The following is a 20,624-nucleotide window of genomic DNA, read 5'->3' as shown; positions in this document are numbered from 1 at the left end:
GGTCTTCTTGTCCGTGCGTTTTTCATCCGCGGTTTTTGCCGGTTTTTTCTTCGCAGCTTTCTTTGAGTCCATACCTTTGGCCATGATGCATGCTCCACTAACAGGGGATGTAGCACTGGGTATACCACCTATTGCCCGGCAGAAGGCGCTTATAATCCCCTGCCCTGGATAACGCTTGTCTGAACCCCATGCCCCCATTGCACATCGAACCGCTGGCCGAGCCTCTGTGGCCACTGCTGAACAAGTTTTACCGCAGCCACAATTCATCGATGAAGGCGCTCAAGGGCGGCCGTTTGTGGGTAGTGCGAGATGGCGAGATCGTGGCCGGCTTGTGCTTGAGCCCGGTGGTGGGCGGGCAGTGGCTCACGGGGGTGTTTGTGGCGCCGACTTATCGTGGCCAGCGGCTAGCGGCGCGACTGATTGGCGAGGCCGTGGCGAGTTGTGAGGGGACGGTTTGGTTGCTGTGCCATCCGGATCTGGAACGGTTGTATCAAGGCATGGGGTTCAGCCAGGACACGGTTTTGCCGCAATCGCTGAGTGAACGGCTGGTGCGTTACAAGCGCAACAAGCCGATGATTGCGATGGGGCTCAATGCCCAGGATAAACACTGAACCCATGTGGGTGTGTCAGAAGGGCTATTCGTCAGCCGTTGGGTCCAGCTCCGGGAACATCACTTCAATAAACCCGAATTTGCTGAAATCGGTAATCCGCGACGGGTACAGCCGGCCAATCAAATGGTCGCACTCATGCTGCACCACCCGCGCATGAAAGCCGTCGGCAAAACGTACGATCGGCTCGCCCTTGGGGTCGAACCCTTCGTAGCGGATCTGCTGGTAACGGTTCACGGCGCCGCGCAGGCCGGGCACTGACAGGCAACCTTCATAGCCCTCTTCCAGCACCGGGCTGAGCGGTGTGATCAGCGGGTTGATCAGGATGGTCTGCGGCACCGGCGGCGCGTCCGGGTAGCGTTCGCTGGCCTCGAAACCGAAGATCACCAGTTGCAGGTCCACGCCAATCTGCGGCGCGGCCAGGCCAACGCCGCCCACGTGCTCCATGGTCTGGAACATATCGTCGATCAGTTGCCACAACTCGGGGCTGTCGAACATCTCCGGCGGTACCGGCGGGGCGATACGCAGCAGGCGCTCGTCGCCCATTTTCAGGATTTCACGGATCATTGTTCAGGCTCGGTCATGGACTTGGAGTGGTCCCGGCCTAGGCCTGAGACGTGTTGTTTTTCATCGGTGTGGCCCGGCTCGCCTATTTCCTTCTCACCGGGGTCCTTGCCCTCGGCAGACATATGCTCGATCACCGCGTTCATCTCCGCGCCCAGCAGCAGTACGGCGGCAGAGATGTAGAAATACAGGAGCAAGACAATGATCGCACCGATGCTGCCATACATGGCGTTGTAGTCCGCGAAGGTCTTGACGTAGTAGCCAAAGCCCAGGGAGGCGACGATCCATACCACCACGGCCAAGACGGAGCCGGGGGTGATAAAGCGAAATTCCTGCTCAACGTCCGGCATCACGTAATACATGAGGGCCACGGCGAACATCAACAAGATCACAATCAGCGGCCAACGCAGGATGGTCCACAGCGTGACCACGAATTCCTGCATGCCGATCTGCCCGGCCAGCCACTCCATGACTTGCGGGCCCAGCACCATCAGCGCGGCGGCGGCCAGCAGCATGCCAGCGATGCCCACGGTGTAGAAAATCGACAGCGGGAAACGCTTCCAGATCGGCCGCCCTTCAACCACGTCGTAGGCGGCGTTCATGGCGCTCATCATCAGGCGCACGCCCGCAGAGGCCGTCCACAGTGCGATGACGATACCCACCGAGAGCAAGCCGCCCTTGGACTGCTGCAACTGATCGATCACCGGGTTGACCTGTTCCAGCGCCTGGGGAGGCAACACCAACTCCGATTGCAGGCGCAGCCATGTGAAGAAGTCAGGCAGGTGCAGGAAACCGATCAGGGCAATGAGAAACAGCAGGAACGGAAACAACGAGAACAGCATCTGGTAGGCCAGTGCCGAGGCGTAGGTAGGCATCTCGTCATCGACGAATTCCTTGACGGTGCGTACCAGCACCTTGTGCAGCTTGAGACCATCGAGTACCGGAAAAAGCATAGCGTCTCCTTTCGCCGCAAAGAGATTGAGTTCGTGGGCGACTCAGGGGCCGTTTTCTACATCAAAGTAGCCCATTTGGCGACTTTGAAACAATTTCGAAAGTTTAGTTGCACCTTCAGATACAAAAACGGCCATCCGTGGATGGCCGTCGGGCTGCTGGGGTCAGCCAGCCAGGACGTGTTACTCAGTGGCTTTTTTCACTGCGTCCTTGGTCTTGCCCACTGCTTGCTGCGCTTCGCCTTTTTTCTCTTGGACCACGCCTTCAGCACGCAGTTTGCCGTTGTCTGTGACTTTACCGACGCCTTGCTTGATGTTACCGACAGCTTCGTTCGCCAAGCCCTTTACCTTATCGGAAGTGCTGCTCATGGTATTACTCCTGATAACAATCAAATGGTTTTTGGTCACTACGTAGCGGTTGACCTGAAGCGCAGCGGCGGAGTTTCAATTATTTTTACGTGAACATTTCATCGAAAGCGGCAGGTTTGGCTTTATGTTTTGCAGCCAACCCACGAGAATGCCCGGCACATTCAGGCTGCAACGCTGAATAACAGATCCCGTAGGAAGGTTATGAAACTCAATAAAGCACAGGCCATTGCCCGCAGAAACCAGGAACTGGGCGGTGCCGTACTCGGCGTCAACAACTGCCACTTCACCGACCTGGACCGCAAACGCAACATCTGGTGGTTCGACCTGCCGGTGGGGCGTATTGCCGTGGGCCAATACGAGTGGATCCACCTGTTGATGCACAACGCCGACACCGACCAGTTGCTGCACTTGAAGGTGCCGACCGTGTTCCTGCGTGAAAAACTCGAAGGGCTGGTGGTACGCAATGCGGGCAAGCGCAAGCCGGAGATTACCCTGGAGCTAAGCGCGGATAAGGACTCGTTCTTGAAGGACGTACGCCCCGCCGGTGCGGGTGTGAGCTTCGCGCAGTTCGCCCTTTAAAAAACCGTGCGGGCTGCCCTGACAGGCTTTTTGTAGGGGCGAGCTTGCTCGCGAAAAACTCACAGGCACAGCGTTTATCCAGGAAGCACGCGTTACCGTTGACGTTCTTCGCGAGCAAGCTCGCTCCTACAAAAGGTGATGAACGCGCCCACATAAAAAACCCCGCATCAGCGGGGTTTTTTTATAGGTTACTTTTTAAGACCAAGTTTCTTCAGTTCTTCATCACGCAATTCACGCCGCAGGATCTTGCCCACGTTGGTGGTCGGCAACGCATCACGGAACTCCACGGCCTTGGGCACCTTGTAGCCGGTGACGTTGGCGCGCATGTGTTCCATCACCTGGTCCTTGGTCAGGGTGGCCCCTGGCTTGACCACGATGAACAACTTGATGTGCTCGCCGGATTTTTCATCCGGTACGCCGATGGCCGCACACTGCAGCACGCCGGGCAGGCCCGCCAGCACGTCTTCCAGCTCGTTGGGGTAGACGTTGAAGCCGGAGACCAGAATCATGTCCTTCTTGCGGTCGACGATACGCATGTAGCCGTCTGGCTGGATAATCGCGATGTCGCCGGTCTTCAGCCAACCTTCGCTGTCGAGCATCTCGTCGGTAGCGTCCTGGCGCTGCCAGTAGCCCTTCATCACTTGCGGACCTTTCACACACAGCTCGCCGGTTTCGCCCAGTGCAAGCTCGGTACCGTCGTCGGCGATGACTTTACACGCAGTGGAAGGCACCGGAATGCCAATGGTGCCAATCTGGATGTGCTGTATCGGATTGACCGTGGCCACCGGGCTGGTTTCGGTCATGCCGTAGCCTTCGCAGATCGCGCAGCCGGTGACGGCCTTCCAACGCTCCGCCGCAGCCAGTTGCAACGCCATGCCCCCCGATAGGGTGACCTTCAGCGCAGAGAAGTCCAGCTTGCGGAAACCTTCGTTGTTGCACAGCGCCACGAACAGGGTGTTGAGGCCGACGAAGCCACTGAACTTCCACTTCGACAGTTCCTTGACCATCGCCGGCAGGTCGCGCGGGTTGCTGATCAGGATGTTGTGGTTGCCGATCAGCATCATCGCCATGCAATGAAAGGTGAAGGCATAGATGTGGTACAGCGGCAGCGGCGTGATCAGGATCTCGCAGCCTTCGTTGAGGTTGGAGCCCATCAGCGCCTTGCATTGCAGCATGTTGGCGACGAGGTTGCGGTGGGTCAGCATGGCGCCCTTGGCCACGCCGGTGGTACCGCCGGTGTATTGCAACACGGCCACATCGCCGCTGGCCGGGCTGGCATCGTTGACCGGCTGGCCATGGCCCTTGGCGAGTACGTCGTTGAACTTGATGGCCTGGGGTAGATGATAGGCCGGGACCATTTTCTTCACGTACTTGATCACGCTGTTGATCAGCACGCGCTTGAAGGGCGAGAGCAGGTCGGCAACTTCGGTGACGATCACATGCTTGACGGCGGTCTTGGGCACGACTTTTTCAGCCAGGTGCGCCATGTTGGCCAGGCAAACCAGGGCCTTGGCCCCGGAATCATTGAATTGGTGTTCCATTTCCCGCGCGGTGTACAGCGGGTTGGTGTTAACCACGATCAGGCCGGCGCGGATGGCACCGAATACAGCGACGGGGTATTGCAGAACGTTGGGCAGTTGCACGGCGATTCGATCGCCAGGCTTCAAGTCGGTATGCTGTTGCAAATACGCGGCGAATGCGCCGGACAACTCGTACAGTTCACCGTAGGTGATTGTCTTGCCCAGGTTGCTGAAAGCCGGTTTGTTAGCGAAGCGCTGGCAGGACTGCTTCAGTACCGCCTGAATATTCGGATACTCGTCTGGATTGATCTGTGCAGCAATCCCGGCGGGGTACTTATCCTTCCAAAAGTCTTCATTCATGGAAGCCCACTCCTCAGCGACGCGAATTCATCATCGCATTTGATGCGATTATTATTGGTGTATGTTTTTAGGTGAGTCTGGCGCTTTCAAGCAGGCCTAGAAGTCACAAAGCGCGCCGAGAGTAGCAGCTTTGCCAAGGGCCGCCTAGAGCCAAAAGAGGGCCCTACAGTCATAAACATGACTCAAGAATATCCAATGGTCACTTTTAGAGCAAAAATTCTATAACTCCAGAAATGGCTCTAGAACAGGCTCTCAAGGGCGAAAAATACAGTGTGGGAGCTGGCTTGCCTGCGACAGCGGTGGATCAGTCAATTCAACAGGTGACTGAAACACTGCTATCGCAGGCAAACCAGCTCCCACATTTTTTGGACCCTATTTCAATTCAAGCGATCTCGCGCAGCTCCCGGCGCAAGATCTTGCCCACCGGTGTCATCGGCAACGACTCCCTCAACACAATATGCTTGGGCACCTTGTACCCCGTGAAGTTGGCCTTGCAATATGCCTTCAGCTCCTCAAGGCTCACCCCCTGGGCCCGTGCCACCACGAACAGCTTCACCGCCTCCCCCGTGCGCTCGTCCGGCACGCCGATCACGGCGCAGTTGGCCACGCCCGGATGGGCCATGATCACGTCTTCAATTTCGTTGGGGTACACGTTGAAACCCGAGACGATGATCAAATCCTTCTTGCGATCCACAATACTGATGTAGCCATCGGTGTCGATCACCGCGATGTCACCGGTCTTCAACCAGCCATCGGCGTCCAGGGTTTCGGCGGTGGCGGCCGGTTGCTGCCAGTAGCCCTTCATCACTTGTGGGCCCTGGATGCACAGCTCGCCGCGCTCGCCCAACGGCAGTTCTTGCCCCAGGTCATCCACGACTTTCATCGCCGTACCCGGCACCGGGATGCCCACGGTACCCAGGCGCGACAGGCCGCCGTACGGGTTGGTACTGGCCACTGGCGAGGTTTCGGTGAGGCCGTAGCCTTCGCCGATGGCGCAGCCGGTCAGCGCCTCCCAGCGTTCCGCCGTGGACTTGACCAGGGCAGTGCCGCCGGAGTTGGTGATCTTCAGGTGGGAGAAATCCAGGGTCTTGAAATCCGGGTGGTCCATCAGCGCCACAAACAGTGTGTTCAGCCCCAACAGGCCGGAGAACTGCCACTGCTTGAGCTCCTTGATAAACCCGCCGATGTCCCGTGGGTTGGTGATCAGCACGTTGTGGTTACCGGAGACCATCATGCACATGCAATTGGCCGTGAATGCATAGATGTGGTACAGCGGCAGCGGTGCAATCATCACCTCCTGCCCTTCCTTGATCAGCGGATGGCCGTCGTCGCCCCGTTGCGACATGCACGCCCGCACCTGCTGCATGTTCGCCACCAGGTTGCCGTGGGTGAGCATCGCGCCCTTGGCCAGCCCAGTGGTGCCGCCGGTGTATTGCAGCACGGCGACATCGTCCAGGGTCACCGGATGGCGCGTCACTCCAAGGCCCGCGCCCATGCGCAGGGCGCGCTTGAATGACACCGCCCGCGGCAGGTGGTAGGCCGGGACCATCTTCTTGACTTTGTCGACCACGGTGTTGACCAGCCAGCCTTTGGCGGCGGGCATGAAGTCGCCCATCTTGGCTTCGATCAGGTAGTCGATTTCGGTGTCGGTGCACACCTCCTGCACCCGCGAACCGAACAGGTTGAGATAGACCAGCGCCCGCACACCGGCATCCTTGAACTGGTGGCGCATCTCGCGCGGGGTATAAAGCGGGTTGGTGTTGACCACGATCAGCCCGGCGCGCAGTGCGCCGAACACCGCAACCGGGTAATGCAGCACGTTGGGCAGCTGCACCGCGATGCGCTCACCGGGCTTGAGGTCGGTGTGCTGCTGCAGGTAACCGGCAAACGCCGCACTCTGGCGCTCAAGTTCAGCGTAGGTAAGCGTAATGCCCATGCTGCTGAATGCCGGACGGTCGGCAAAGGTCTTGCAGGAACGCTCGAAGACCTCGATCACCGACTTGTAGGTGCTGAGGTCGATGGCATTGGGGACTCCCGCCGCACGTTTGTCATTCCAGAAATCAGGTTGCATTATTCTTGTCCTCTTTACCTGAGTGTGTCTGGCCGCTGCCATGCAAAATGTGCAGCAATAAGAAGCGGAGCTTTGGGGAAGTTAGCAGCTATGGCCAAACAGGCAAGATGCGCAACTGTGTCATTGATTGTATGAATCTTGTACCTAAGGTGTAGGCAGATACCCCGCCCCACGCCGGATGAGCTATACAATGCAACCACCCTGAGCAAAGGAAGCCGCCATGAACCACAGCACCTTCTGGCTGACCGCGAACGACCACACGCGTCTGTACGTCAACCAATGGATGCCCGACGGCCCGCCCAAGGCCGTGGTGATGATCTCCCATGGCATGGCCGAGCATGGCGGCCGCTATGCGCGCCTGGCACAGGCATTGTGTGAGGCAGGCCTGGGTGTGTATGCGCTGGACCAGCGCGGGCATGGCCGTACCGCAGAGGCCGGCACCGTTGGGCTGTATGCCGAAACGGATGGCTGGAACAAAGTAGTGGGCGATCTGGCCAGCCTTAATCAGCACATCGGCCAACAGCATCCCGGGCTGCCGATCATCTTGCTGGGCCACAGCATGGGCAGCTATATCTCCCAGGCATACTTGCTGCATCACAGCGCCAGCTTGCATGGCGCAATACTCAGCGGCTCGAATTTCCAGCCGGTGGCGCTCTACCGTGCAGCGCAAATCATTGCGCGCATCGAGCGAGCACGCCAAGGCCTGCGAGGACGCAGTGCGTTGATCGACTTCTTGTCGTTCGGTTCATTCAACAAAGCCTTCAAACCCAATCGCACCCAATTCGACTGGCTCAGCCGCGACCCGGCTGAAGTGGACAACTACATCAACGACCCACTCTGTGGCTTCCGTTGCACCAATCAACTGTGGATCGACCTGCTGGGCGGCTTGCAGCAGATCAGCAAAGTCTCCAACCTGGCGCAGATCGATCCAGGCCTGCCGATCCTGGTGATGGGCGGCGATTGTGATCCGGTGAGTGAAGGCAAGCGTCTGAAAAACCTGGCCCATGCCCTGCGTGAGGCCGGTTGCCAGGACGTGCAATTGACGCTCTACCCGCAGGCGCGCCATGAAGTATTCAACGAAACCAACCGTAATGAAGTCACCGCCGACCTGCTGGCCTGGTTCGAACAGGCGCTGGCGTTGCGCAGGCCCACCCGCTGCGAATAGTTTTTGCTTTAAAATCAGCCGATTAATTACCGTTAAGCCACAGGATGCACCTTGAGATGACCCAGGTAACCAACACCCCGTACGAAGCGCTTGAAGTGGGCCAGACTGCCAGCTTCAGCAAAACCGTCGAAGAGCGCGATATCCAGCTGTTCGCCGCCATGTCGGGTGACCACAACCCGGTGCACCTGGACGCTGAATACGCCAAGGCGACCATGTTCAAGGAGCGGATTGCCCACGGCATGTTCAGCGGTGCGCTGATCAGCGCGGCAGTGGCCTGCGAACTGCCTGGGCCGGGCACGATTTACATCGGCCAGCAGATGACCTTTCAGAAGCCGGTGAAGATCGGCGACACCCTGACCGTGCGCTTGGAAATCCTCGAGAAACTGCCGAAGTTTCGCGTGCGCATTGCCACTCGAGTGTTCAACCAGCGTGATGAGCTGGTAGTCGATGGCGAAGCGGAGATTCTGGCGCCACGTAAGCAGCAAGTCGTGACCTTGACCGAGCTGCCGCCGATCAGCATCGGCTGATCTAAATTCCAGCCTGTGCATAAACCAAATGCGGGAGCGGGCTTACGACTGAGCGCGAGCCTGGTTACGCAGGGCTTTTACCTGGTCGTGGTTGCGCTGTACACCGTGGTACTGACGCTCAACCAAGTCACGAATGCCCACCAGGTTGTGCTTGTTGATCTTCTCGATCGCTTCCTTGTAAGCCTTCAGTGCGTGGTCTTCACCGCGCTCGGCTTCGTTCAATACGGCCTCTTCGTCCTTGCCGGTGACCATCGACTTCACGTCGACCCAGCCACGGTGCAGGGCGCCGGCCATGCTGCCGGAATCTTCAGGATCGCCACCCAAGGCACGCACAGCCGTTTTCAGTTCAGCGGCGGCTGTCGCGCAATCAGCGGAGCGCTTGGCAAACAGAGCCTTGAGTTCTGGATGCTTGATGTCTTCAGCGCATTCCTTGAAACCCTTTTGGCCGTCGATGCTGGTCTCGATCAGGTCGTTCAGTACGGAGATCGATTCTTTGTTGATATCAGTCATTTTTCAATTCCTTGTACGGGTTAGAAGGTTGCCTTGGTTATTGCAGTGCCCGTGCCAGGTTTTCAAAAATTATTTTTATGTTTATTTTCAATGGGTTACGAATTATTGAACCATCTGTATGTTGGTTATTTGCATGATCTGTCATTTGGCCTTCATGCAGAATGCCTGTATTTTCGAAAGCCTGGCCTCAACCTTACGACGCTCATGAATCCCGAAAAACTCGAACTGCTCATCACCCGCCAAATGCCCTTCGGCAAATACAAGGGCCGGATCATTGCCGACCTGCCTGGGCCCTACCTGAATTGGTTCGCCCGCGAAGGTTTCCCCCACGGCGAACTGGGCGGTTTGCTGGCCTTGATGCAGGAAATCGACCACAACGGTCTGTCCGAATTGCTCGAACCGCTGCGCGCCAAACACGGTAAACCTGCCCCCCGCCACTAAGAGACTCACCATGCCAAGGAATGCTGATAACGAACCGCACTGGCACGCCATCGCCCAGCGCTATGAGTGCGAGCCCGGCCCGATCAACCTGGAAAACGGCTACTTCGGGCGCATGAGCCGGGCGGTGCAGGCCCAGTACCTTGAGTACATCAGCTTTATCAACCGCAGTAACTCTGTGCATGTGCGCCAGCGTTTTGAGCAGGGTGAAAACAACGAGATACGCCGCCAGTTGGCCGGGTTGATTGATGTCGACCCCGAGTCGGTGGCTTTCACCCGCAACGCCACCGAAGCCTTGCAGTCGCTGATCCGCAACTACAACCGCCTGCAACCGGGCGACCAGGTGCTGATCAGCGACCTGGAGTACGACACGGTCAAAGGCGCCATGCGCTGGTTGGCAGCGACTCGCGGTGTGAAAGTAATAGAGGTGTCCCACACCCACCCGGCCAGTTTCGACAGCCTGGTGCAGACTTATCACGATGCGTTTGTGCAGTACCCGCGCCTGAAATTAATGGCCTTGACCCATGTGACCCACCGTACGGGCCTGGTCATGCCGGTTGCGGCCATTGCCAAGGCCGCGCGCGAACGGGAAATCGACGTGATCCTCGACGGCGCCCACGCCTTGGGCCAGATCGAATTCAACCTGGCCGAACTGGGCATTCAGTTCGCAGGCTTCAACCTGCACAAGTGGATCGGCGCGCCGCTAACCCTGGGCTTTTTGTACATCGCACCGGAGCGCCTGGCCGATATCGACCCGGACATGGGCGAGTTCCATTACCCAGCCACCGATGTGCGAGCGCGTACGTCCTACAGCACGTCGAACTTTCCGGCGCTGATGACCTTGCCCCTGGTGTTTGAAGAGCATCGACAATTGGGTGGCGCTGCGGCCAAGGGCGCACGCGTCAATTACCTGCGCAACCTGTGGGTGAACCAAGTACGGCCGTTGGTGGGGATTGAAGTGCTGACTTCGGATGACCCCCGACTGTATTGCGGGATCACGGCCTTCAAGTTCATCGGGCGTGATCAGCAGACGATGGTGGACCGGTTGCTCAAGGAGCACGGCCTGTTCACCACTACGCGCACGGGGGCAGCGTTTGGCACCTGTATTCGGGTGACGCCGGGGCTGGTGACGTCGGCGGCGGACATCAAAGCGCTGGTCCACGCAATCACCCAACTAAACACAGATTAAAACTGTGGGAGCGGGCTTGCTCGCGAAGGCGCGATACCAGTCACTAGATGCGTTGACTGACCCACCGCATTCGCGAGCAAGCCCGCTCCCACATTTGGATCCAGGGTGGTTTTGAGGTTTTTTACAGGCAAAAAAAAGCGGCACACCGACCAAGTGCGCCGCAAAAATGCCGTTAAGCACAGCAACAACGATTCGATAAATCCGTTCAGTCCAGCAGCGCCAGCGCCTGGGCAGTAACTTCCTGGATACGCGCCCAGTCGCCGTTCTTGACCCACTCCGGATCCAGCATCCAGCTGCCCCCCACGCACATCACGTTTTTCAACGCCATGTAGCTCTTGATGTTGGCTGGGCCAACACCGCCAGTCGGGCAAAATTTCACTTCGCCGAACGGGCCGCCAAGGGCCTTGATGGCAGCAACACCACCGCTGACTTCAGCCGGGAACAGCTTGAAGCGGCGATAACCCAGGCCGTAGCCCTCCATGATGCCGGAGGCGTTGCTGATGCCCGGCAGCAGCGGGATCGGGCTGTGCACCGAAGCTTCCAGCAAGTCACGGGTGATGCCGGGGGTGACGATAAATTGCGAGCCTGCCACTTCTGCCGCTTCGAGCATGTGACGGTCGAGCACGGTACCGGCACCGGTGCACAGTTCAGGACGTTGCTCGCGCAAGACCTGAATGGCCTTGAGGCCGAACTCGGAACGCAGGGTCACTTCCAGCGCGGTCAAACCGCCGGCTGCCAGGGCGTCGGCCAATGGCAGGATGTCCTGCTCGCGGGCGATGGTGATCCCCGGCAGGATCCGCGCCTTGGCGCAGAGGCTGTCGATCAAGGCAACTTTATCCGCCATGGACACGGTCGGTTGAGGGCTTTTCATAGCGGCTGATCCTTGGCTCATGGGCACCAGTAAATCTCTAGAGTAGGTTGCAAAAACGCGCGAATCGGCATGGCAGCAACATCGTCGCTGGCCAGGGCGGCGCTCAAGGTGGTCAATTTCGAACTGCCGGAAATCGACAGCACGGTGTAGTCGGCCGTGGCCAGCAACGCACGACTCATGGTCAGGCGCTGGTGCGGCACCGTGGGCGCAAGCATCGGCCAGCAACGGCGGGTACCGTCGGCCTTCAGCGCGTCACTCAGGTTGGGGCTGTTGGGGAACAGCGATGCGGTGTGGCCGTCATCGCCCATGCCCAACACCAGCACATCAATGGCTGGCAACTCGCCCAGCAGGCGATCGGCCTGCTCGGCAGCATCTTCAAGGTTGGCAGCGGGGCTGTACAGGCTCAAGAACTTCGCCTTGGCCGCCGGACCTTGCAGCAAATGTTGCTTCAACAGGCCAGCATTGCTGTCGGCGTGTTCGACCGGCACCCAGCGCTCATCGGCCAGAGTGATGGTGACCTTGGACCAGTCCAGGCCCTGCTTGGCCAGGTTCTGGAAAAACGCCACGGGGCTGCGGCCACCGGACACCACCAACGTCGCCTCGCCACGGGCACTGATGGCCGCGCGCAGTTGTTCAGCCACGTCATTGGCCAGGCCATCGGCCAGCAGCGCAGGCGTACGGTACTCATGGGCAGTGACGCCCTGAGGCAGTTTCAATTCAGATATCGCCATACCACGACCTCCCATCCCGCGTGATCAGTGCAATGGAGCTCATCGGCCCCCAGGACCCCGCCGCATACGGCTTGGGCGCATCACCGGATTTTTTCCACCCGGCGATCAGTTGGTCACACCACTTCCACGCGGCTTCGATTTCATCTTTGCGAACAAACAGGTTCTGATTGCCGCGCATCACTTCCAGCAACAATCGCTCGTAGGCATCGGGGATGCGTGCGCTGCGATAGGTGTCGGAAAAATTCAGTTGCAGTGGCCCGCTACGCAGTTGCATGCCCTTGTCCAGGCCCTGCTCCTTGGTCATCACACGCAAGGAAATGCCTTCGTCCGGCTGCAGGCGGATGATCAGCTTGTTGCTGATCTGCAGGCGCTGCTCGGGAGCGAAGATGTAGTGGGACGGTTCCTTGAAGTGGATAACAATCTGCGACAGCTTTTGCGGCATACGCTTACCGGTACGCAGGTAGAACGGCACGCCGGCCCAACGCCAGTTACGGATATCAGCACGCAGGGCAACGAACGTCTCGGTGTCGCTCTGGGTGTTGGAGTTGTCTTCTTCCAGGTAACCCGGCACGGCTTTACCGGCGCTGTAGCCGGCGATGTACTGGCCACGGACTACCTGGGTGGTCAGGCCCTCGGGACTGATCGGCGCCAGGGCCTTGAGCACCTTGACCTTCTCGTCGCGGATGCTGTCGGCAGACAGGTCGGCGGGCGGGTCCATGGCAATCAGGCAAAGCAGTTGCAACAGGTGGTTCTGGATCATGTCGCGCAGCTGGCCAGCCTTGTCGAAGTAACCCCAACGGCCTTCGATACCAACCTGCTCGGCCACGGTGATTTCCACGTGGGAGATGTAGTTCTGATTCCACTGGGTTTCGAACAGGCTGTTGGCGAAACGCAGGGCGATCAGGTTCTGCACCGTCTCTTTGCCCAAGTAGTGGTCGATGCGGTAGGTGCGGTTTTCCGGAAAGAACTGCGCCACGGCGTCGTTGACCTTGCGCGACGACTCCAGGTCCGAACCGATGGGTTTTTCCAGCACTACGCGGGTATTTTCCGCCAGGCCGACCTTGGACAGGTTTTCGCAGATCGCGCCGTACACCGCCGCCGGGGTGGCGAAGTAGGCAATCAGGCGCTGATCGCTGCCGGCTTTTTCGGCCAGGGCGACGTAGTCGTCGGCTTTCATGAAGTCGACATGCACATAAGCCAGGCGTGCGAGGAAACGCTGGGCCACGGCTTCGTCAAGCTCCTTGCCGACGTATTTACGCAATTCTTTTTCGATATGGGCCAGGTGTTGCTGCTCGGAGCCGGCCTCACGGGCCAGGGCCAGGATGCGTGTGTCGTCGTGCAGCAACCCGGCGCCATCGAGTTGATAAAGGGCAGGAAATAACTTGCGCAGCGCCAGATCACCCAAGGCGCCAAACAGGGCAAAGGTGCAGGGTTCCACGGTTATCGAAGGCATGATGTTTGTTCTTTTATCAAGTTAAGCTACAAATACCTTTTTTCAAGGCATCACTCAAGGAAAAATGTAGTAATAACCACAACATTTTCCCGAAATACGCATTGCGAGTGGTGGTGTTCAGCTACCCTCAGTAGGATAGGCCACCGCGAAAAGCCACTCATCGATTGGTTACCGCCTTTTTATTTGCATCGTCGCCCGAAGGAAAGACTGAATGGACCGCGTGCGAAATCTTCTGGAACAGATCCGGAACCGCCTCGAAGAATTGAACAAGGCCGAGCGCAAAGTCGCTGAAGTGATCCTGCTCAACCCGCAGCAGGCCACACGCTTCTCGATCGCCGCCCTCGCCCAGGCCGCTTCGGTCAGTGAACCGACGGTCAACCGTTTCTGCCGTTCGTTCGGTGTCAGCGGTTACCCTGAACTTAAATTGCAGTTGGCGCAAAGCCTGGCCAGTGGCGCCGCGTATGTCAGCCGCGCCGTGGAGGCCGATGATAACCCCGAGGCCTACACCCAGAAGATCTTTGGCAGCGCCATTGCATCCCTGGACAGTGCGTGCCAGGCCCTGGACCCGGCGCTGATCAGCAAGGCCGTGGACTTGTTGATCCAGGCGCGGCAAATCCACTTCTTTGGCCTGGGCGCTTCGGCTCCCGTGGCCATGGATGCCTTGCACAAGTTCTTCCGCTTCAACCTGGCGGTGACCGCCCATGCCGACGTGCTGATGCAACGCATGATCGCCTCGGTGGCGCACACCGGTGAGTTGTTCGTGATCATTTCCTACACCGGCCGTACCCGCGAACTGGTGGAAGTGGCGCGTATCGCTCGGGAAAACGGTGCGTCAGTGCTGGGCGTAACCGCCGAGAACTCGCCGCTGGCCAAGGCCAGTACGGTGAGCCTGAACATCCCGTTGCCGGAAGACACCGATATCTACATGCCGATGACTTCTCGGATTATCCAGTTGACGGTGCTGGATGTGCTGGCGACCGGCATGACCTTGCGTCGCGGGGTGGATTTCCAGCCGCATTTGCGCAAGATCAAAGAGAGCTTGAATGACAGCCGGTATCCGGTGGGGGATGAGTTCAACTAGCAGGCAGCTCTACCAGCAGTACCGGCCCTATCGCAGGCAAGCCAGCTCCCACAGGGGGATGCATTCCAAATGTGGAAGCTGGCTTGCCTGCGATAGCGCCATCAGCCACACCGCTAAACGCCAGCCCTGGCCTGCAAACTCAAATGGGCCCTCTCCCCCGGCGCCAGGCTCGCCGCCGCCATCGCCGCCTCTACGCACACAAACCCTGACGCTTCGTTAAAGCTCACACCCAACAGCGGCCGGCTCCCCGGGTGCCACACCACCGTGTCGGCGCTGTCGCCAGTGTCGATGCACAGTTCACGCTGCCAGGCGTGGTCCTTGAGCTGCAATTCGCCCTCATGCTGGAACACCCGCTGGCATCCGCCATCGACCCGCAAGTCACCTTCCTGCTGGCAAACCTGGCGATTGAGCTGGTCGTAACCTTGCGCCCCTTCAAGCCCAGACAGCGCTACCTCATCAACGTGACCAATACGCCAGTAAGCGTGCAATGCATGACTCAACTGGCACGGCAGCTCGTCGTGATGCTCGGTGCTCAGGCGCAGTTCCAGGGTGTCGCCCAGGTGCGCGTGCAAATCCACCTGCCAGTCGCACAGTTGCAATTGCCAGTGCAGGCGCACGCCGTCGTCATCGGTGCTGCTGTCGAGCAGTTTCCAGTCGATCAAGCGCGCCCAACCGTGGGAAGGCCAGGCATTTTCGCTGGGGTGGCGGCCATACCACGGCCAGCACACCGGCACACCGCCCCGAATGGCGCCGACCTGTGGCCACTTGGCCGCGCACCACAGCCACGGCTTCTGGCCGGTGGGCTGAAAATGCAACAGTTGCGCGCCCTGACGACTGAACACCGCCTGGCAGAGCGGATGGTCGATCACCAACACATCGCGCATCTGAAAGCGCTCCCAGGCGAACACCGGACGCTCGCGCAGGGATTTGAAAAAGCGTTGCAGCGGTTGCTCATGCATGTGCACAGGTTCCGAATATCACAGTGCAAGCCAAAAAAAAGCGGATAGCCATGGCTACCCGCAAATGCGCACAGAGAGAGGAGCTTATCGCAACAGCGTTAGAACGTAGACTGAATTTTCAGGCCCGCTACCAGCGCGTTGTCGACTTTATCCACGCCGCCAGGCTGGACAACGTACTGCAGGTTCGGACGCACAGTCAGCCAGTTGGTGACGTGGAAACCGTAGTTGAGTTCGACGTTGTACTCAGTCTCACGAATCGGCGTGTACAGCGGATTGTCGTAGTCGCTCACGCCTCTGGCGTCGTTGAGCAGCTCAGAGTTCTTCTTCACATCATTGTTGACATGCAGGCGAGCGACGCCAATGCCGACGTCATCTTTTGGACGCGCGTCGAATGGGCCTTTGTACACGAGCATCAACGACTGGTAGTTGTCGACCAGGTTGGTTTCCTTGTCATGGAAGGTCGCGTTGGCTGCAATGTTCAGGCCACGGGAAGCGTCGCCGTTATGGGTGGTGAGTTGCTGTTGCGCAACGAACCAGTAGCCTTTCTTGCTGCTGCGGGTACGGAAGTCGGCGCCGCTGAGGACCGCATCGTTACCGTTGACGTCTTCACGTACATCCGGAGCATCGGCCGCACTTTTATAGAAGCCCACACGGTATTCGCCCGGCAGGTTATTAACCTTCGGCGACCAGACCAATTCCACCGGGATCACGGTGCCCTTGGTACCACTGCCGCTGAGCTTGAAGCCGTTGCCGTGCTCCAGTTGCGACGGGTTCTGGTTGTAGGCACCGATTTGCGCATACAGCTCAGGTGTAATGTTGTACTTCACGCGGATAGCGGCCTGGGCGACCGGCCAGTTGTACCAGGTATTGACGTAGTTACCGACCTGGGAGCCGCAGAACGACAGGTTCTGGAAGTCGCAAGGGAAGGTGTTGAAGTCTTCGCCTTCACCGAAGTAACCCAGCTTCACGTCCAGCTTGTTGTCGAACATCTGGTGCTGAATCCAGAACTGGGTCAGGCGCACCATGTGGCCACGGCCATACACTTCTTGCGAGGAACTCAAGGTGCCGGCACGCGGGTCGCCAATGCGGTCATTGGAGATGTTCTGGCCATTACGATTGGTCAACTGAATCTTGGCCTGGGTGTTATCCCAGCCCCACAGTTTTTGCAGGTCCAGCGCCACGCCCAGACCGAACTGGTCGGAGTAGCGACCGGTCTTGTCGTCGTTGTAGCCGCCGTGGGCGTTGTAGCCCATCTCGCCCACGTAGTCGGCCTTGATGTCGATACCTTGCTCGATCAGCTTGGTACGCTCGCCGCCCCAATCACCGGTCATCCACTTGGAATCGGCGCTGAATGCATCGGCCGCCATCGCATTGGCGGACAATACAAGGGCTGCTGCCGCTGACAGTTGGCAGATCAGCCGGGTGTTGTTGTGTTGCTTTTTCATCCCTACATCCTCGTCTTTATTGTTATTAAACTGTTTTTATCTAACGCGGGTTACATTTTTTTAGCCAAAACAACAAGTTAACCATTAATCACATTACTGTAGGAGCGAGCTTGCTCGCGAAAAACTCAAGGTCACTGCGTTCATCCAGGATGCCCGCGTTACCGTTAACGACCTTCGCGAGCAAGCTCGCTCCTACACGATGCTTTAGCGACCCTTGAATTGGGTCACGTTGTCGGCATGCCCCTGTGCCGGCACCGCAGCAGCAGTCCCCAATCGCTCACCGGTCTTGGCGTCAAACAGCAACACCTTGGCCGGGTCGAATTGCAGCGTCAGGGTCTCGCCCACCTGCGGCGCGACGTCCGGCGCCAAACGGCAGCAGACCTTGGTGTCGTTGAGCTGCACAAACACCAGGGTGTCCGGGCCGGTGGGCTCGGTCACCTGCACTTCGGCGCGAATGCTCGACGAGCCATTGCCCTCGCCCGCTGCCAGCACGATCTGCTCCGGGCGCAGGCCCAGGATCACATCGCGGTCTTCAAGCCCGGCGTCGTTCATGCCCAGCGGCAACTCGCAACGGGCCTGGCCGCTGTCAAGCAGCGCGACCAGACCACCGTTCTGGCGTTTTAGGCGCATGGGAACGAAGTTCATCGGTGGTGAACCGATAAAGCTTGCCACAAACAGGTTGGCCGGGTCGTTGTAAATTTCCTTCGGGGTGCCGAATTGCTGGATGATGCCGTCCTTCATCACCGCCACTTTGTCGCCCAGGGTCATCGCTTCGATCTGGTCGTGGGTCACGTAGACGGTGGTGGTTTTCAGACGCTGGTGCATCAGCTTCATTTCGGTGCGCATCTCGACGCGCAGCTTGGCGTCGAGGTTGGACAGCGGTTCGTCGAACAGGTAGATCTTCGGCCGACGCGCCAGGGCACGGCCCATGGCCACGCGCTGTTGCTGGCCACCGGACAACTGGCCCGGCTTGCGGTTGAGCAGGTGTTCGATCTGCAGCAACTTGGCTACGCGCGCCACTTCGGCGTCGATGTCGGCTTGCGGCATCTTGCGGATCTTGAGGCCGAACTCGATGTTCTCGCGCACGCTCATGGTCGGGTACAGCGCGTAGGACTGGAACACCATGGCGATGTCGCGGTCCTTGGGGCTCATGCCGCTCACGTCTTGATCACCGATCATGATCGCGCCGCCGGTGATGGTCTCAAGGCCGGCGATGCAGTTCATCAGCGTGGATTTACCACAGCCCGACGGGCCGACCAGGATGAGGAACTCGCCTTCCTTGATCGACAGTTCGATGTTCTTCAAGGTGTCGGGCAGGCCGGCGCCATAGGTCTTGTTTACATTGCGAAGTTCAAGCGTAGCCATGATTACCCCTTGACCGCGCCGGCCGTGAGGCCGCGCACGAAATACTTGCCTGCGATCACATAGACCAGCAGGGTCGGCAGCCCGGCGATCATCGCCGCCGCCATATCCACGTTATATTCCTTGGCCCCGGTGCTGGTGTTGACCAGGTTGTTCAGCGCCACCGTGATGGGCTGGGAGTCGCCGCTGGAGAACACCACACCGAACAGGAAGTCGTTCCAGATCTGGGTGAACTGCCAGATCAGGCAGACCATGATGATCGGCGTCGACATCGGCAGGATGATCCGGCGGAAGATGGTGAAGAACCCCGCTCCGTCCAGGCGTGCTGCCTTGATCAGCGCATCCGGGATGCTCACGTAGTAGTTACGGAAGAACAGCGTGGTGAACGCCAGGCCGTAGACCACGTGGATAAACACCAGGCCGGTAGTGGTGCTGGCCAGGCCCATCTTGCCGAGGGTGAACGACGCGGGCAGCAGCACGGTCTGGAACGGCAGGAAGCAACCGAACAACAACAGGCCGAAGAACAGCTGCGAACCGCGGAAGCGCCAGAACGACAGCACGTAGCCGTTCAAGGCGCCGATGGCGGTAGAGATCAGCACAGCAGGAACAGTGATCTTGATCGAGTTCCAGAAGTAGCCATCCACGGTGGCCCAGGCCTTGACCCAGCCGATGCCGCTGACCACGGTGGGCCAGCTCAGCAGGTTACCGGTGCTGATGTCTTCCGGGGTCTTGAAGCTGGTGAGCAGCATCACCACCAGCGGCACCAGGTACAGCAGCACCGCCAGGATCAACACCGCGTAGATCGCGATGCGGCTCAGGCTGATGGCAGGTTTGGCGGCGAGACTAGTCATTGCGCTTGGTCCTCAGCTCGGAATACAGGTACGGCACGATGATCGCGAGGATCGCACCGAGCATCAGGATTGCACTGGCCGAGCCCATGCCCATCTGGCCGCGACTGAAGGTGAACGAGTACATGAACATCGCTGGCAGGTCGGAGGAGTAGCCCGGGCCGCCTGCGGTCATTGCCGCCACCAGGTCGAAGCTCTTGATCGCAATGTGCGCCAGGATCATCACCGCACTGAAGAACACCGGACGCAGGCTGGGCAGCACCACGCTCCAGTAGATACGCGGCAGGCTCGCGCCGTCGATCTGCGCAGCACGGATAATCGACTGATCAACACCGCGCAGGCCGGCGAGGAACATCGCCATGATAAAGCCAGAGGCTTGCCACACAGCGGCGATCACCAGGCAGTAGACCACGCGGTCGGGGTCGATCAGCCAATCAAGACGGAAGCCTTCCCAGCCCCAGTCCCGCAGGAGTTTGTCCAGGCCCATGCCCGGGTTGAGCAGCCATTTCCAGGCGGTACCGGTGACGATCATGGAGAGCGCCATCGGGTACAGGTAAATGGTGCGGATAAAGCCTTCGCGGCGGATTTTCTGGTCGAGGAAAATCGCCAGCAGCACGCCGATCACCAGGGTGATACCGATGAACATGCCGCCGAACACGGCCAGGTTCTTGCTCGCTACCCACCAGCGGTCGTTGTCGAACAGCCGCTGATACTGTGCCAGGCCCGCCCATTTGTAGCTGGGCAGGAAGGTCGAGGTGGTGAACGACAGCACGAACGTCCACAGGATATAGCCATAAAAGCCCACCAGCACGATGAACATGCTCGGCGCCAGCACCAGTTTAGGGAGCCAGCGCTGCAGCACATCGAATGGCGAGGCCTTGCTGAACACAGCAACAGAACTCATGGGAAAATCCAGTACAGGGAAAAAGGACTACAAGGTGAACCGTCTGGTGCGCGGTTCGTGTGGGAGCGGGCTTGCTCGCGAAAGCGGCAGGTCAGTCACCAAACATGCTGTCTGATACAC

Annotated in this window: 21 protein-coding genes; 7 read left to right on the top strand and 14 right to left on the bottom strand. The window is 58.9% G+C overall.

Features of this window, described 5'->3' with window-relative positions; genetic code table 11:
- The first annotated feature begins 188 nt into the window (after nucleotides 1–188).
- The gene (locus CER19_RS13075) at nucleotides 189–611 is read left to right on the top strand and encodes a GNAT family N-acetyltransferase (RefSeq protein WP_116666721.1); all 423 of its coding nucleotides are present in this window, start codon (nucleotides 189–191) and stop codon (nucleotides 609–611) included.
- Between the two features lie 24 nt (nucleotides 612–635).
- Here the strand turns inward: CER19_RS13075 and def are convergent, their stop codons facing one another.
- The 3 genes from def to CER19_RS13060 all read right to left on the bottom strand — a co-directional run bounded on the left by def (nucleotide 636) and on the right by CER19_RS13060 (nucleotide 2,491).
- Nucleotides 636–1,175: a peptide deformylase gene (gene def / locus CER19_RS13070; RefSeq protein ID WP_003193731.1), complete on the bottom strand. Its 540-nt coding sequence runs from the start codon at nucleotides 1,173–1,175 to the stop codon at nucleotides 636–638.
- On the bottom strand, nucleotides 1,172–2,125 hold the full coding sequence (locus tag CER19_RS13065) for a YihY/virulence factor BrkB family protein (protein WP_116666720.1): 954 nt from the start codon (nucleotides 2,123–2,125) through the stop codon (nucleotides 1,172–1,174). The genes def and CER19_RS13065 overlap by 4 nt, the downstream gene beginning before the upstream one ends.
- A gap of 180 nt (nucleotides 2,126–2,305) precedes the next feature.
- Nucleotides 2,306–2,491, bottom strand: a complete 186-nt coding sequence (locus CER19_RS13060; protein ID WP_116666719.1) for a CsbD family protein — start codon at nucleotides 2,489–2,491, stop codon at nucleotides 2,306–2,308.
- Between the two features lie 201 nt (nucleotides 2,492–2,692).
- On the opposite strand from CER19_RS13060, the gene CER19_RS13055 reads away from it, so the two are divergent.
- Nucleotides 2,693–3,070, top strand: coding sequence for a hypothetical protein (locus CER19_RS13055; RefSeq protein ID WP_003193739.1), 378 nt, complete (start codon nucleotides 2,693–2,695; stop codon nucleotides 3,068–3,070).
- Nucleotides 3,071–3,258: 188 nt separating this feature from the next.
- Here CER19_RS13055 and fadD1 read toward each other — a convergent pair whose 3' ends face one another.
- Nucleotides 3,259–4,950 (bottom strand): long-chain-fatty-acid--CoA ligase FadD1, encoded by a 1,692-nt coding sequence (gene fadD1, locus CER19_RS13050; protein ID WP_032895580.1) that lies wholly within the window; start codon nucleotides 4,948–4,950, stop codon nucleotides 3,259–3,261.
- 382 nt (nucleotides 4,951–5,332) lie between these two features.
- Nucleotides 5,333–7,021 carry a long-chain-fatty-acid--CoA ligase FadD2 gene (gene fadD2, locus CER19_RS13045; protein ID WP_116666718.1) on the bottom strand — a complete coding sequence of 563 codons (1,689 nt, stop codon included), beginning with the start codon at nucleotides 7,019–7,021 and terminating at the stop codon, nucleotides 5,333–5,335.
- A gap of 220 nt (nucleotides 7,022–7,241) precedes the next feature.
- On the opposite strand from fadD2, the gene CER19_RS13040 reads away from it, so the two are divergent.
- On the top strand, nucleotides 7,242–8,186 hold the full coding sequence (locus CER19_RS13040; RefSeq protein ID WP_116666717.1) for an alpha/beta hydrolase: 945 nt from the start codon (nucleotides 7,242–7,244) through the stop codon (nucleotides 8,184–8,186).
- 56 nt (nucleotides 8,187–8,242) lie between these two features.
- Nucleotides 8,243–8,713 carry a MaoC family dehydratase gene (locus tag CER19_RS13035; protein ID WP_003193747.1) on the top strand — a complete coding sequence of 157 codons (471 nt, stop codon included), beginning with the start codon at nucleotides 8,243–8,245 and terminating at the stop codon, nucleotides 8,711–8,713.
- Nucleotides 8,714–8,755: 42 nt separating this feature from the next.
- Here the strand turns inward: CER19_RS13035 and CER19_RS13030 are convergent, their stop codons facing one another.
- The gene (locus CER19_RS13030) at nucleotides 8,756–9,223 is read right to left on the bottom strand and encodes a PA2169 family four-helix-bundle protein (protein ID WP_003193748.1); all 468 of its coding nucleotides are present in this window, start codon (nucleotides 9,221–9,223) and stop codon (nucleotides 8,756–8,758) included.
- Nucleotides 9,224–9,427: 204 nt separating this feature from the next.
- On the opposite strand from CER19_RS13030, the gene CER19_RS13025 reads away from it, so the two are divergent.
- Together CER19_RS13025 and CER19_RS13020 are read left to right on the top strand one after the other, a co-directional pair.
- Complete coding sequence (locus tag CER19_RS13025; RefSeq protein ID WP_008056784.1) at nucleotides 9,428–9,664, top strand: DUF3820 family protein; 237 nt, start codon at nucleotides 9,428–9,430, stop codon at nucleotides 9,662–9,664.
- A 10-nt stretch (nucleotides 9,665–9,674) separates the two neighbouring features.
- Nucleotides 9,675–10,850, top strand: a complete 1,176-nt coding sequence (locus CER19_RS13020) for an aminotransferase class V-fold PLP-dependent enzyme (protein WP_116666716.1) — start codon at nucleotides 9,675–9,677, stop codon at nucleotides 10,848–10,850.
- A 205-nt stretch (nucleotides 10,851–11,055) separates the two neighbouring features.
- Here the strand turns inward: CER19_RS13020 and CER19_RS13010 are convergent, their stop codons facing one another.
- From CER19_RS13010 to zwf, 3 genes are read right to left on the bottom strand one after another with little or no spacing between them, the layout of a single operon-like run.
- Nucleotides 11,056–11,721 (bottom strand): bifunctional 4-hydroxy-2-oxoglutarate aldolase/2-dehydro-3-deoxy-phosphogluconate aldolase, encoded by a 666-nt coding sequence (locus CER19_RS13010; RefSeq protein WP_116666714.1) that lies wholly within the window; start codon nucleotides 11,719–11,721, stop codon nucleotides 11,056–11,058.
- Nucleotides 11,722–11,738: 17 nt separating this feature from the next.
- The gene (gene pgl / locus CER19_RS13005) at nucleotides 11,739–12,452 is read right to left on the bottom strand and encodes a 6-phosphogluconolactonase (protein WP_116666713.1); all 714 of its coding nucleotides are present in this window, start codon (nucleotides 12,450–12,452) and stop codon (nucleotides 11,739–11,741) included.
- Nucleotides 12,439–13,905 (bottom strand): glucose-6-phosphate dehydrogenase, encoded by a 1,467-nt coding sequence (gene zwf / locus CER19_RS13000; RefSeq protein WP_044267731.1) that lies wholly within the window; start codon nucleotides 13,903–13,905, stop codon nucleotides 12,439–12,441. Before zwf ends, pgl begins: the two co-directional genes overlap by 14 nt.
- 220 nt (nucleotides 13,906–14,125) lie before the next feature.
- Between zwf and CER19_RS12995 the strand changes: the two genes are divergently transcribed.
- Nucleotides 14,126–14,986, top strand: coding sequence for a MurR/RpiR family transcriptional regulator (locus CER19_RS12995; RefSeq protein ID WP_169856377.1), 861 nt, complete (start codon nucleotides 14,126–14,128; stop codon nucleotides 14,984–14,986).
- 113 nt (nucleotides 14,987–15,099) lie between these two features.
- Here the strand turns inward: CER19_RS12995 and CER19_RS12990 are convergent, their stop codons facing one another.
- From CER19_RS12990 to CER19_RS12970, 5 genes are all read right to left on the bottom strand, one after another.
- Nucleotides 15,100–15,945 (bottom strand): D-hexose-6-phosphate mutarotase, encoded by an 846-nt coding sequence (locus CER19_RS12990; protein WP_116666712.1) that lies wholly within the window; start codon nucleotides 15,943–15,945, stop codon nucleotides 15,100–15,102.
- A gap of 98 nt (nucleotides 15,946–16,043) precedes the next feature.
- Nucleotides 16,044–17,390, bottom strand: a complete 1,347-nt coding sequence (locus tag CER19_RS12985) for a carbohydrate porin (RefSeq protein ID WP_003193760.1) — start codon at nucleotides 17,388–17,390, stop codon at nucleotides 16,044–16,046.
- Nucleotides 17,391–17,594: 204 nt separating this feature from the next.
- Nucleotides 17,595–18,755, bottom strand: coding sequence for an ABC transporter ATP-binding protein (locus CER19_RS12980; protein WP_116666711.1), 1,161 nt, complete (start codon nucleotides 18,753–18,755; stop codon nucleotides 17,595–17,597).
- 2 nt (nucleotides 18,756–18,757) lie between these two features.
- Complete coding sequence (locus tag CER19_RS12975) at nucleotides 18,758–19,603, bottom strand: carbohydrate ABC transporter permease (protein ID WP_003193763.1); 846 nt, start codon at nucleotides 19,601–19,603, stop codon at nucleotides 18,758–18,760.
- A complete protein-coding gene (locus CER19_RS12970; RefSeq protein ID WP_003193765.1) occupies nucleotides 19,596–20,504 on the bottom strand; it encodes a carbohydrate ABC transporter permease in 909 nt (302 codons plus the stop codon). The genes CER19_RS12975 and CER19_RS12970 overlap by 8 nt, the downstream gene beginning before the upstream one ends.
- Nucleotides 20,505–20,624: the final 120 nt, after the last annotated feature.

The organism is Pseudomonas sp. GL93 (genome assembly GCF_003408955.1).
Taxonomy (GTDB): domain Bacteria; phylum Pseudomonadota; class Gammaproteobacteria; order Pseudomonadales; family Pseudomonadaceae; genus Aquipseudomonas; species Aquipseudomonas paracarnis.
The sequence above is the reverse complement of the archived record's forward strand: the minus strand, read 5'-3'. Positions and strand labels throughout refer to the sequence as shown.